Raw genomic sequence first — 14,120 nt, 5'->3', positions numbered from 1 at the left:
AAAATTAATTTAAAGACCATTTTTTAACTTTACCTAACATAGTTACAGTCCCACTTGAAACCATTATACCACCTTGATTCTCTATAGAATAAATCGTTTTTGTTTTTCGTTTAAGCACTTACTTATACTCATATTTTGTATATCTGAATTTTCATAATGAACTTCAATATCAAAGTCTTTTATTATATTCAATCCTTTATTATAAGAAAATCCCTCATAATAATTATCTTTGGTAATATGATACTCTTTTATTTGAATCATAGCACCAGCACTACTTCCAATCATAATTCCCTTATAATCTTCTAAAACATCGATTAAATCAAATTCTTTTAACCTCTTCATCATTTTGTCAGGATATCCACCAGTAAAAAATATTATGTCACTATTTTTTACCTTATCCTTTGCACAATTTTTATCATCTATAAATTGATTTACCCAAGTTATATTATCTTCTGGTATCTTATACGATAAAAAAGGTGAAATAATTTCTCTATAATGGGTTCCGGTTTTAGGATTAAAAGCATTATTCCAGTCATTTTCATTTTTTAACCAATCTTCATGATATGAAAATGGAACTATTAAAACTTTATGTTTAGGCTTAATTAATTCCTTAAATGTATCAAAACACCAATCTTCATCAAAATTATATAAACTAAGTAAAATATTTACCATTATGACACATCCTTTACCTTTAAAATTATTTAATAATCCATTTTCTAATAAATACTTTTTCTTACACTTTCTTTCTATATAGTATGAAGCTTATTATTTTTGTTGATATTTACTAAAAAAATAGTTCAGAACAAATTAGATTTATCAATCTAGTAAATTCTGAACCTTACTTTAAATTATATCCAACTTTCTCCATTGCTACGTCTTAGAATAAATTTCATAATTTCCTTTAGCCTCTTTTCCTCTTTGCTTCTAAATAAAAAAATATAATTTCCCATTGCAGCTGATAAAACTTTTGGGACTTCTACATTTAATAATATTTCATCTTTATATTTATTTATAATATCTTCAAACGAATAATTATAATTAATACTATTTCTTCTGCTTGCATATCCTACAAAGTATTTTCTATCTATATCTACTGAAGTTTTATCATTTACCAACATATCTGCCCAAATCGAATAAACATCTACATCATAAGTATAATTAATCATATCAGGCATATATGCTCCTGGGGCTCTCATATTAACTTCTAGCCCAATTAAATCTCCTTTTTTACCTAATCCTTTTTTATCTTCGTCTAACCTAAAAAATTCAAAGTGAAAAAAACGACTTCTTGTATCAAATCCTTTGACTATTTTTTTTCCTATTTCTTCAATATCACTCCCTTTAATGGGTTGACTATAAAAGGCTGTATCGCTTAATTCATTTACACAGTCCATAATAGAATTTAGCATAATATGACTTGAAGCTATTAAAATATTTTTATCAGAGTCAGTTATACCATCAAAAGTTTCTACATGACCGCAAATAAATTCCTCCATAATATATAAAATACTATTATCTTTAGTTTCAAAAAAATATGCTAACTCTTCATCATTTTTAAGCTTATAAGTAGATGTAGCACCAACACCATTATCTGGTTTTACTACAATTGGATATCCTACATCCTTAGTAAAAGCTATTGCTTTATCATACTCTGTAACAAATTCATACCTTGCAACAGGTATACCTACTTTTTTATATACTTCCTTCATTTTTGATTTGTATTTCATTGGAGCCATTTTCTCGATTTTAGTGCCTGTATCTACATTAAATTTACTTCTTAAGGTAGCTTCAGTTTCAAGCCAGTATTCATTTTGAGATTCAATCCACCCAATATCACCATATTTTGAATTAAAAAACTCACAAGCTTTATTTACTTCCTCAAAATTCTCTAAATTTCCGACTTTATAATATTCTGTTAAAGAATCTTTTGTACTTTTATCCAATGAATTATAATCAGCATCTCCAATTCCTAACACATTAGCTCCCTTTTCTTTTAAATGTCTACAAAAGTTATGAAAGTATAGCGGAAAATGAGGTGATATAAATACAACATTTAAATTTTTCGATTTGTTTTCATTTTTTAATAGATTTTCAATAGACCTTGAAATAGTTATAGTACTCATATTAAATTCCCCCTAAATAAAAAGTTTACATCCTTTGCTTAAGATATTAAATCATATGTTTTAAAAAATATTTAAATTGAATTCTCCACCAATTCCAATCATGATTAACATCACTTCCCCATAAATCAATCCATACTGGTATATTTTTATCTTCTAATAACTGCTTCATTTTATTTATACTTAAAATCATAGGTTCTTCCCAATTCCCTTGACCGCAGCATAAAACCATCTTATTTTTTCTATACATATCTATATAATTATGATTATGGTTCATGCCATTAATGTACTTAATAGGTGAATTATTATAAACTAAATCATCACAATAATCACCAAAGAAAATATCAGAATCATAATAACCACTCAAGCCAATAGTACCTTTAAATATATCAGGTCTTCTAAGCATAAAATTAACTGCATGTGTAGCTCCTAGAGAACATCCCGTTGTTATAATTCCATCTGAGTAATATCCATTATAGTAATGGTTAATCTCAAAAATTCTTGGTACTAATTCATTTACTATATAGTAAAACCATTGTTCATGCATATAAATACGATGACGTGGATCTTTTCCACTTGCAGACCATGATTCTAAATCTATACTGTCGCAACAAAATAATTGAACCCTTCCTTTTTCTATTAAATCAGAAACAGAATCTACCATCTTGAAATTTTCAAAATCATAGTACCTACCATCTTGAGCAGGAAATACTAAAATAGGTTTACCTGCATGACCATATACTTTAAATTCCATATACCTATTTAAACAATTGCTGTACTCTTTAATCCATTCTATTTTCATAAATCACCTCTTTTTTCTAAATACCTAATACTGTATACTAAATTATTTCATTATATGTTTAAAATTATCGTTTTATCCTAAAATAAATAAATTAAGCAATAAAAAAATACTGTGAATAATTCACAGTATTTTTCATATATTTTCTATTTTTAATTTTAATTCTTTGCTCTGCTTTATAGGAAGTATAACTATAAATTCACTACCTAACCCTAATTCACTTTTTACATATATTCTTCCCTTGTGAAGTTCTATTATTTGTCTCGATAAAGTTAAACCTAGACCATTTCCACCATATTCTTCTGATGTATCTTCATAAGCCTGCATAAATCTATCAAAAATTGATTTATGATATTTAGGGTCTATACCTATACCATTATCTTTAACTGAAATTCTCACATTTTTTCCTAAATCCCATATATAAACTTCTATTTTCCCATTAAACTTTGTAAACTTAACAGCATTTGATATAAGATTTATAATTGTTCTTTCAATTTCTAAATCATCACATTCTATAATAAGTTCTTCTACCTCTGGTTCTATAATAAGTTCTATTCCTTTTTCTTCAATATAATCTTTCATAGATAAAACTACCTCTTCTACTAAGTAAACAATATCATGTTGTCTTATATTTAATTTATGACTTCCTGATTCTATTTTAGATGCATAAATTATATTATCTATTAAACTAATTAACCTATTACAGTTCTTATCCATTATTTTCATATGATGACTTATTTTTTCCTTTGGTATATGTTCTTCTTTTTTATTTAAATTTTCTATAAGGTTTCGAATAGAAACTATAACATTCAAAGGCGTTCTTAATTCATGGGATAAGTTTACAAAATAATTATTTTTATATTTTTCCTGTTTTAATAATCTTGAATAAAGTTCTTTATTCTCATCTAGTTTTTTATTTAACTCTATAGTTCTTTGTTTCACCAAACTATCTAATATTTTAACTCTATTCCAGATTATAAACACTATACCTAGTGAAATAGCTATATACCCCATATATGCAATAGGAGTTCTCCATAATGGTTTCTCTATTTCTATATTTATAGACGAAGGACTGCTCCATTTTCCACTAGAATTTCTCCCAACTACTTCAAAAGTATATTTACCCGGGTCTAAATTTGTGTAACTTGCAATATTCCTATTTTCTGAAAATATCCAATCTTTATCTAATCCAGATAACTTATATGCATACTGTATTTTATTTATATTTTTATAGTCTGGCACAAAGAAATTAAATTGCAATTGATTATTTTTATAGCTTAGCTTCATATCTTTTACTACTGATAAATTTTCACCTTTACTTATAACATCTTCTATTGTTACATCTGGTGTAAAATTTTTTTCTCTTAGCATTTCTGGTATAAAACTTGTCAGCCCATTTATTCCTCCGAAAAATATTTCACCGTCTTTATTTTTGTAGTATGAATATTGATTAAATTCATTAGACTGAAGGCCATCAGTTCTATCATAATTTATAAATTTTTCTTTAGAAACATCAAATTTCGATATACCATGATTAGTACTTACCCATATATCTTCATACTTATCTAAAATAATCCCATACACAAAATTATTAGCTAACCCATTAAGTTCTGTATATCTAGTAGATTTTTCACTTTTGTGGTTAAATTTAATCAACCCATAATCGGTTCCTATCCAAATATTATCTTTACTATCTATATTAAGTGACAATACCGTATCATTACTTTGGTTCATTCTTTTAGTTACATTATAATCTTTTATTTCTCCTGTGGACTTATTAAGTTTTATTAATTCGCCCTTAACACCACCTGCAAACCACATATTATTATCTTTATCTTCAATTATATCTACAATTGAGACTTTATTTATTCCGATTTTTTTTAATAATTCTCTGCAATCAGTAAATTTATTTTTTCTATCAAAAGTACATAATCCATCAGCTGTACCAATCCAAAGGGTACCTTCGCTATCTATATATAAACTTTTTACATCATTATTAGATAATCCATCTTCCTCTTTATACACTGTAATTTTATTTGTATTTTTATCAAATTTATTTAACCCATATTCAGTTGCTATCCAAACTTCATTATCTATACCCGTTATTTCTCTTATCAGATTATTACTAAGAGAAATATCACTCTTATCATTTATTCTAGTTACTTTATTATTTTTTCTATCAAGTATATTAATACCACTATGATTTGTTCCTACCCATAATAAACCTTCATTATCTTCGTATATTCCAGACATTATATTTTCACTCAAAGAATTTTTATTAAGAGGGTCATTTTTATAATGATTAAATTCATTATATGGGTTAAATAAACTTGCCCCTGACCATGTACCAATCCAAATAGTCCCTACTTGAGATTCATATATACTTAAAACATCATTGCTAGATAAGCTACTATTATCATATCCTTTTGATCTATAAGTAGTAAAAGTATTAGTTTTTTCATCAAGCCTACTAATTCCATTATCAGTTGCAATCCATACCATTTCACGACGGTCTCTTAGTATATCTCTAATATAATTTCCTGCTATACTGTTTTTTTCTTCTGTAGCAATGAATTTTTCTACTTTACTACTATCTAAATCAATTTTATTTAATCCTCCATAGTGAGTACCTACCCATAAGAAATTCAAATCGTCTACATAAACCTTCGAAATATAGTTACTACTAATAGAGTTTTCATCCTTATCATTTGCATAATACTTAGTTACTTTATTAGTGCCCTTATTTATTCTATTAAGGCCATTTTTAGTTCCAACCCAATAGTATCCATTATCATCTTCGGCTAAAGAATTTATAAATTGGTTACTTAGTGAATTTTTCTCATCATTAGAACTATACAATCTAATAAAATTATCACTTTTTTCATCATATTTATTCAATCCATCTTCTGTTGCTACTAGTATATCCCCACTCTTAGATATTAATATATCTGTTATTTGATTATCAGATATGTTACATCCATTTTTTTTGTATACGTAATTAGTTATGCTCCTACTTTTGTCATTGTTTATTCTGTTTAATCCCTTAGTTGTAGCAACCCAAATATTTCCTTTTGAATCTTCTTCTATATCTGTAATTTGGTTTCCACTAAGACTATTTTCTTCATCTTTCTTAGATTTATATACTTCGAATTTATGACCATTATATTTATTTAAGCCATCACTTGTACCAAGCCACATATATCCTCTACTGTCTTGAAATATAGATTTTATAGTGGTTTGAGATAATCCATCTCCTATTGTTATTCTTTCAAAATTTCTATTTTCTTCATTATTTATAGCTAATACATCCTTACCCCCTAGGAATGTTATTAATGTTGTAAATAATATTATAAATAATAATCCCCTAATTCCTCTATTCATTACTTCACCCTTTATTTCATTTGATTTGCTTATAAATTATACCATTTTTTAACATTCTTTTGTATACAAAATTACATAAAGCAACATATAAAAAGAGCTAATTTAATTTAAATTAGCTCTTTTTGTCTTTATTTATGATTTTCTATTATAGTTTTTGTTGTATCTATATCTTTAGCAACACATCTTTGACTGTTAACTCTTTCTGATACTAACATCATATTAACTATATCTTTTAATTCTTTTATTAAACTATCTATATCTTTTTTATTAACTTCTTTAGTTTCATCTTTAGGATTTAATATAGTCTTAGTTGTGTCAATATCTTTAGCAACACATCTTTGACTATTTATTCTCTCTGATACTAATATTGTATTTATAATTCCTTTTGCTTCATCTGCTAGTTCTTTAATTTCTTCTGCAGTAAATTCTTCGCTTCCATTCTTATGATTTAGTATTGTCTTAGTTGTGTCGATATCTTTAGCAACACATCTTTGGCTATTTATTCTCTCTGATACTAATATTGTATTTGCTATTCCTTTTATTTCTTTTGTTAATGATTGTAGTTCTTTTCCTATTATGTCTAAATCTTGTTGAGTGAATTCTTCACTTTCATCTTTATGATTTAGTATAGTTTTTGTTGTATCAATATCTTTAGCAACACATCTTTGGCTATTTATTCTTTCTGATACTAACATTGTGTTTAATAGACCTAATAGCTCTTCTTTTAAACTAATTAGTCCTTCTTTTAAATTTTTCATATAGCTCACCTCGCTGATAATTTTAATCTTCTTTATTATATTTTTATAATTTAAAATATACAAGAATTTTTTTACAAAAATATTTCAACCATAATTTAACTTTATATTAAAATACCCATATTTCATGGAAATATGAGTATTTTTCTTTATTAATATTTTTATATAACGCTAAGTATCATTACAGATACAAGAGCAACCATTGAAGCTGCTAATAATAATTTAGTACTTTTTCTTTTTTTATCTTTAGTATCTACTTCATTAAACTCTTCTATTTCATTAACTTCTTCTTCTATATCTGCCTTTTCATACATTATAGAACTTAAATCTATTATTATATCTTGAATATTATTGTATTTTTTATCTCTACTTAAAAGTCTTTTTATAACATCTATAAGTTCATTGTTTCCATTTATCGCTTTTAATTCATTCCATGCAACACCTTTATCTATAAGTCTAAGCATACTTTCATCATTATTAGCCTCTCCAAATGGTAATTTTTTAAATATAGATTCAAATAAAATAAGTCCTAAGGCAAAGTAATCACTTTCTTCATCTGTATAATTTACACATAATTGATGAGGGCATAAATATCTAATTTCGTTGCACACTCTTAAGTTTACTCCATTATTAGCTTTAGTTGTTCCAAATCCAAATATTTTAACATTGTACATTTCATCTACTATTATATTTCCTGGATTTAAATCCCCATGATATACATTATTAGTATTAGTTACCTCTAACGCTTTTAATATTTGTGTTGATATATTTATAATTGCTTCTAAATGTAGATAGTTTCCAGATATTAAATTATCAAGTCCGATTCCTTCACTATATTCACTAACTATATAGTATAAAGTGGTTAGTTCTGTACAATGAATTCCAACATCTATTATTTTTAATATATAGGGTGAGTGCATTTGCTTGATCATTGTACTTTCATCTATTAAATTCGATACAAAATCTTCGCATATATTAGGATTATGTTCTATTACTTTTATAAGTACTTTTTTATTATCATAAGCATCTCTTGCTTTATAAATTTTGTTAAGGTCAATTTCTCCTGCACAATTTAATATTTCATATCTATTGCCTATAAAATTCAACTTGTTCTCCCCCATTTCCTCTTACTCCACTACAATAATTATAGCAATTATTGTAATTTTTTTCCATATATTGCAATATTATATTTTCTTAGTTTAATAAAAAAACCGCACATATTTTATATGTACGGTTTTTGTCAGAATTACTTTAATTATTATATATTTTTAATAAACTTGAATTTATTATATATCTTTTATATATATATTTAAATAGTAAATAATTGAATATATATTACTTCTTAGGCTTTTTATATACGCTCTTTGCTATATATTCAGTTTGTACAACTTTACCATCACCATTTCTATATACTCTGTATGTTTTAGCTGCATCTTTTCCGTTTTCTTTAAATGCATCTACTTTTATAGATATATTTTTCTTATCATTTACATTTCCATATATTTTAGATGTTACTGTTCCATTTCCCACACTAGTTTTTACATATACAGGATGCTTATATGGATTTTTAAATCTAAAATCTGTTCCACCATCGTTTACCATGGCATCTTGTCCTATTGGTGCATATGTTGATAATAATGAATGATTTCTAACAGATGTTATATTAACCCCTGAGTATAATACTGCATTATATAAAGTTGTAGATACTTGGCAAACCCCTCCTCCAAGACCTTCTTGTAGCTCTCCATTTACTATAACTGGTGCATCTTTATATCCATTTGATCTAGTTCTCATTCCTGTTAGATTATTGTATGAAAACTCTTCTCCTGGCATTAATAATACATCACTACTTTTTCTAGCGGATACACTTATATTAGCAACTCTATTTGGGCTATTACCAAATTTAGTAGTGTATTGTCCAAGTAATGCATTTACACTTTCTGCATCTTCAGTTGTAACATGTGGCTTCTTAGTATTAACTTTAAGCTCTATATCACCATGTTTTTTACTTTCAAGCATATTATAAATACTTTCTTTAGTTGATGCTATATCCAGTTCTTTTCCTGTTTGAGAAGAAGTAGTACTGATGCTTCCTCCATGAGATATGCTAACCGTTGCATTTATCATATCTACGTTTATTTTATTTGATATTTTTTCAATAGATTGGCTTAAAAGTGCCTCATCATAAGAAGGCTTTATCTCTAAATTCTTTTTATTTTTCTTAAGATCAAAATATCTTTTTATATTTTCAAAATATGAGTCCGTTTTAGTATAATTAAAAGCTTCTTCTACAGCTTCTTCTACACTATATTTTAAATTTATATCTTTTGCTAAAATTTCATATTTTTGCCCATTATGCACTAAATTTATACTTTTAGGAGCATTTTTTTCATGAACACTTTCAATAGCTTCTTCTTTTGTCATTTCTGACACGTTCACACCTTCTATTGAAATATTTTTAGCTATACTATTATTATATATATATGTTTGGTTAAAATGATCTAGCATAAACCCTGAAATAAAAACAACTACTGCTAATGATATTATCAAATTTTTATGTTTTGACTTATTATTTTTCTTTGATCTTTTTGCCTTTTTAGGCCTCCTCTTTTCATCGCTTGTTTTTTTACTCACTTTTTTTTCAATTTCTTTTTTGCTCATTACCCCACCTCATTTTTAAGACTAAGTAGATTATATTTTAATATTTTTTTTTAAACAAGATATTGGTGTCATATGTAACCTTATTGTTACAATTTCCTTAAATTTTCCCTATGATTGGATAATGATCTGACAATTTAATCTTATCAATAACATAATCTTCTATTTTTATTAAGTTATCTATGAATATGTAATCTATTCTAGCCTCAGTTTTAAAGAACGTACATATATCATACTTACCTGTAAATACAGCCATATCATTATAATTACTTAAGCTTATATTTTTTTCATTAAAATCACCGCATATAATACTTTTACCCTCTCTATTGTACAAATAACTTAGTATTTCATTTATTTGTGTTTGCCTTTCATATCTATCTAATCCTAAGTGAGTATTTACAATATTCATCTTTCCAAATTCCGAAAGTATGTTTGCATTTACAAAACCTCTTTGTTCGTTTTTGCTAGTTAGAAGAATGTGTTCATTATTATATATTTCTTTATTTGAAAATATACATATACCATACATCATACTAGGCCTAATTACATTAGCAGCAAATACACCATCCATTTTTAGGTCTAGTTTTAATTTTGCAAACTGAGGATAAAGTACTTCTTGCAAACAAATAACATCTGCATTTATATTTTTTAAATACTTAGATATTTTGCCTAAAGTTATTTTATTATTTGAATCCATCCCCTTATGTATGTTATAGGATACTATCTTCATAATAACGTCCTCCTTATATACTTTATTAACTTTATACTATATAATTAAAATCTATATTTATGTTGAAAATGGCTCTATTACTAATTTATAATAGAAAAACCTAGCTTAGTATTATATTTTACCTAAGCTAGGTTTTAATCAATAGTTTTATATTTAATTTACACATTTATTAATGTTTAATCTCCTTTTTTATTCTAGTAAACTTCCCTTGGCTACCAACAAATGCAAATCCCATCTTTTTATATATTTCATTTAACTCCATTAGAGTAACTTCCCCATTTTTTAAGTTTGCTAAAGTTATATCTTGTATTTTTCTAGATGTGATTATCATAAGCTCCCACTCCTTTTAAGTTAGTTATATTATATTATATTTTTATATTTTAAATTTATTCCAATTATAATTAATTCTTTTTTATAAGATATTTTATAAATTATTTTTAATTTCCATTTTCAAACAATCGTTCTTACAAACTTATTATACATCAAACAATCGTTCGATTTCAATAAAAAAATATATTTCTTTTACATTTTTTTATTTTTTTCTACATAAAATTTATTTCTTGATACTCAGTATCAAAATATGCAAGAAAAATACTAATTTTTGTAATATTATAGATAATACCTTTTCTTGTATATTTTATTTATTAGTAGTACTATTATCTTAAAGAAGTATCTATTTAAATTTAAAATATCCATTTTGATAAAGATATACAATATATTATACAAGGTAGGGGGATACTGTTGAAAAGCAAAACTAATAATACTATTGAATTTAAACCAAAAGATAGTTCTGGATATGATTCTAATAGAAAATATCCACTTAATAATAAAAACTTAGGTAATTCCGCTAAGGTCATTCCTTATTCTAAAAGAAAGAAAAAGAGTAAGCTTAAGTCTTTAAAAATAAACAAGCAGGTTGATAAATTTGAAGGATTACATCCTTTTTTAAAAAAATATAAACCTATTATAATATTATTCATTATAATATTATTTATTTCTTTTATTTCTTTTATAAATAAAAATGTTCTAAATAATAGTTATGGTCATGATGATGAATATTACTCTAAAAATTTTATAGTTGGAACAACTAAACTTGATTACCAACTTACATATAAAACATAACTTATTATGCCAATGAAATAAATTATCAAATAAAAGGTGCATGTACTATTGATACATGCACCTTTTATTTGATATATAAGATTGTGACCATTTATACTATTTTTTAATAGTATCTTTTACAACTTTACCTACAGCTTTACCAGTGTTTAATGTTTCTTTACCTACATTATATCCACCTTTTATAGCTTCTTTAGCAACAGATCCTACTCCATTTATAACTTCTTTTCCTATTTGTTCTACTGGGTCTACCACTTTCTTAATAGTTTTTTCAACTTTTCCTTGCTCTCTAGGTGTTTGTGCCATATATCACATCTCCAATATATATAAACTTATTACAAAAATCTACCCTTTAATACATTTTATGCGCATATATTTTATTTGTTACAAAATGGTTGTATATAAAATAATCATTCCTTAGGTAGATTATAAAAAAAACTAGAGGATATCCTCTAGTTTTTATTTTTTATACATATGCTTTTAGTTTAGTTATTAGACTTTCTTTTGGCATAAATCCAACCATTGTTTCTACAGGCTCTCCACCTTTAAAAATTATTATTGTTGGCACTGTGCTTACATTATATTTTCTTGCTATATCTAAACTTTGGTCTATATCTATTTTACCAAAGCCAATTTGAGCACCCATATCACTTGCTACTTCTTCAAATACTGGAGCTAGCATTTTACATGGACCACACCAAGTAGCAAAAAAATCTACTACGTATACTCCGTCTCCACCTTCTACTTCTGCTATAAATTCATTTGTACTTAATACATTTGCCATAACTATTCTCCTTTAATTATAAATTTATATATCATAGTTATTATTAGCTTTTTTTATTATTTTACTTCTTATTTTATATATTATTTTATACAAACTAAATCTATTGATTATTTTTCCTCTTATCTTTTATATCGTCTATTATAACAACTAAACATAATATAAATGCTTCATCTTCAAAATTTATATCGACACTATAGTTATCAGTAAAGGCAAAAAGTTCTTTACTAGCTGTTGCTATAACTTTATTACCTTGAAATATTTTATAGTCTATTCCAAAAATATCTCCTTTTACAATCAATTCTCCATGCTTACTATTTATTTTTATACTATCTTTAAGAAAAGTTAGCTTCTGATCTACCTTTGCTACTGATTTATTATTTTCAAAGATTTCGTAATTACTCATAAATGTTAATAGCTTTTCCTTCACACTATAAATTATTGAATTATTTTTAATAATATCAAATTGTAGCCCTAGAGTTAAAAATTTTTTATCTATAAAAAATACATCTTCCTCATATTCATTCCTAATCCAAAAGTCCTCTTTAATTTTAAATAATTTAGATTTCATATAATATTTCATATTTTACCCCTTAAAATTAATATTCTTTATTATTAATTTAATTTTATCATATATAGTTATAAGTTTTGACTTTTATATTTACATATTTTTAATTTTATATTATAATGTCTTTAGGGAAAACTTGTACCAGCGGGTATAAGTCGACGCTAGCCCAAAAAAACACCTATCTTTGATAGGTGTTTTTACATTTATAAAAGCTTATACTATAACTTTATTATCTAATATATATTCATTTTTATTAAACATATCTTTTTCTAATCTACTTTTGTCACTATTAACAACCTTAGAGGATACTTTATTCGCAATATAACAACACTCTTCAAATTCATAGCCTAAAGAGTGTGATGAAATTATTGCGCCTATATGGCTGTCTCCTGCTCCTATTGTGTTTACTACTTTAGTTTTTACAGCATCTATAAATTTATAACTATCTTTATTAAAATAAAGCACTCCATTTTCCCCAAGAGTTATAAATACAGTATTATCTGTTATATTATTTAAGTATCTAGCTGCATTTAATATATCCTTTTCATTAGTAAACTTTATAGCTTCTTCTTCGTTAAGATGAAGTATTGGATTTAATTTAAATATTTTATTCAAAGTGTCTTTTTCTATAAAATTAATTCTTGGACCTGGCCCAAAGAATAATTTTTTATTTTTTTGATTTTCTAGCCATCTAGATATAATACGACCATTATGTCCTTCCATTTCATAGCCTGATATGTATATATTTTCATAATCACAACTATCTATTTTATCTAACCAATCCATTTTATACTTATATTCTATTCCTTTTATAGTTATGAATGTTCTTTCGCCATCTTCCTCTACTAAACATAAACAATAACCATTATCTTCTTCCTCTTCTTTTATGTGTATCTTATAATTATTTTCTATAAGTTCCCTTTCTATTAAACTTGCATATATACCCTTTCCAACTGGAGATATTAAATCATGTTCTACACCAAAGTTATTTAATATTGTAGCTACATTATAAGCACATCCTCCCATTGAAATAACTTGCTTTTTACATAAAATATCATCATTTGTTTTTGGTAACGAATCTACATTTATTATCACATCTACATATACATTACCAATTATCAAAGTCTTCATCTTACTTCCCCCTGTTAAGTTATTACTTATTGATTTATATTAAATTCAATATAATCTATACTTTTCCTTTCGATAATT

Annotated in this window: 14 protein-coding genes; 1 reads left to right on the top strand and 13 read right to left on the bottom strand. The window is 25.7% G+C overall.

Annotated features, from left to right (window positions below):
* Nucleotides 1-81 precede the first annotated feature (81 nt).
* The 9 genes from BN899_RS05500 to BN899_RS19270 form a co-directional block, all read right to left on the bottom strand.
* Nucleotides 82-672, bottom strand: a complete 591-nt coding sequence (locus BN899_RS05500; RefSeq protein WP_242824092.1) for a Type 1 glutamine amidotransferase-like domain-containing protein — start codon at nt 670-672, stop codon at nt 82-84.
* 176 nt (nt 673-848) lie between these two features.
* A complete protein-coding gene (locus tag BN899_RS05495) occupies nt 849-2,123 on the bottom strand; it encodes an ATP-grasp domain-containing protein (protein WP_147568500.1) in 1,275 nt (424 codons plus the stop codon).
* Nucleotides 2,124-2,169: 46 nt separating this feature from the next.
* A complete protein-coding gene (locus tag BN899_RS05490) occupies nt 2,170-2,922 on the bottom strand; it encodes an esterase family protein (RefSeq protein WP_042273545.1) in 753 nt (250 codons plus the stop codon).
* Between the two features lie 132 nt (nt 2,923-3,054).
* Entirely contained in the window at nt 3,055-6,300 is a 3,246-nt protein-coding gene (locus BN899_RS05485; protein WP_042273543.1) for a ligand-binding sensor domain-containing protein, read from the bottom strand.
* Nucleotides 6,301-6,428: 128 nt separating this feature from the next.
* Nucleotides 6,429-7,058, bottom strand: a complete 630-nt coding sequence (locus BN899_RS05480; RefSeq protein ID WP_042273542.1) for a hypothetical protein — start codon at nt 7,056-7,058, stop codon at nt 6,429-6,431.
* 158 nt (nt 7,059-7,216) lie between these two features.
* Nucleotides 7,217-8,161, bottom strand: a complete 945-nt coding sequence (locus tag BN899_RS05475; RefSeq protein ID WP_042273541.1) for a protein kinase domain-containing protein — start codon at nt 8,159-8,161, stop codon at nt 7,217-7,219.
* Between the two features lie 229 nt (nt 8,162-8,390).
* On the bottom strand, nt 8,391-9,716 hold the full coding sequence (locus tag BN899_RS05470) for a VanW family protein (RefSeq protein ID WP_081712174.1): 1,326 nt from the start codon (nt 9,714-9,716) through the stop codon (nt 8,391-8,393).
* 97 nt (nt 9,717-9,813) lie between these two features.
* A complete protein-coding gene (locus tag BN899_RS05465) occupies nt 9,814-10,443 on the bottom strand; it encodes an endonuclease/exonuclease/phosphatase family protein (protein ID WP_042273539.1) in 630 nt (209 codons plus the stop codon).
* Nucleotides 10,444-10,612: 169 nt separating this feature from the next.
* Nucleotides 10,613-10,774: a hypothetical protein gene (locus BN899_RS19270; protein ID WP_147568499.1), complete on the bottom strand. Its 162-nt coding sequence runs from the start codon at nt 10,772-10,774 to the stop codon at nt 10,613-10,615.
* 410 nt (nt 10,775-11,184) lie between these two features.
* Here BN899_RS19270 and BN899_RS05460 point away from each other — a divergent pair, with 410 nt between their 5' ends.
* Nucleotides 11,185-11,565, top strand: a complete 381-nt coding sequence (locus tag BN899_RS05460; RefSeq protein WP_042273538.1) for a hypothetical protein — start codon at nt 11,185-11,187, stop codon at nt 11,563-11,565.
* A gap of 96 nt (nt 11,566-11,661) precedes the next feature.
* Here the strand turns inward: BN899_RS05460 and BN899_RS19265 are convergent, their stop codons facing one another.
* The 4 genes from BN899_RS19265 to BN899_RS05440 form a co-directional block, all read right to left on the bottom strand.
* Nucleotides 11,662-11,868, bottom strand: coding sequence for a hypothetical protein (locus BN899_RS19265; RefSeq protein ID WP_042273536.1), 207 nt, complete (start codon nt 11,866-11,868; stop codon nt 11,662-11,664).
* A 160-nt stretch (nt 11,869-12,028) separates the two neighbouring features.
* Nucleotides 12,029-12,346 carry a thioredoxin gene (gene trxA, locus BN899_RS05450; protein WP_042273535.1) on the bottom strand — a complete coding sequence of 106 codons (318 nt, stop codon included), beginning with the start codon at nt 12,344-12,346 and terminating at the stop codon, nt 12,029-12,031.
* A gap of 100 nt (nt 12,347-12,446) precedes the next feature.
* Complete coding sequence (locus BN899_RS05445; protein WP_042273534.1) at nt 12,447-12,926, bottom strand: LURP-one-related/scramblase family protein; 480 nt, start codon at nt 12,924-12,926, stop codon at nt 12,447-12,449.
* Between the two features lie 198 nt (nt 12,927-13,124).
* On the bottom strand, nt 13,125-14,042 hold the full coding sequence (locus BN899_RS05440) for a PfkB family carbohydrate kinase (RefSeq protein ID WP_042273531.1): 918 nt from the start codon (nt 14,040-14,042) through the stop codon (nt 13,125-13,127).
* Nucleotides 14,043-14,120: the final 78 nt, after the last annotated feature.

The sequence above is a fragment of the Faecalimicrobium dakarense genome, from assembly GCF_000499525.1.
Lineage (GTDB): Bacteria > Bacillota > Clostridia > Peptostreptococcales > Peptostreptococcaceae > Faecalimicrobium > Faecalimicrobium dakarense.
Note: the sequence above shows the minus strand (reverse complement) of the source record. Positions and strands in the feature narration are given on the sequence as shown.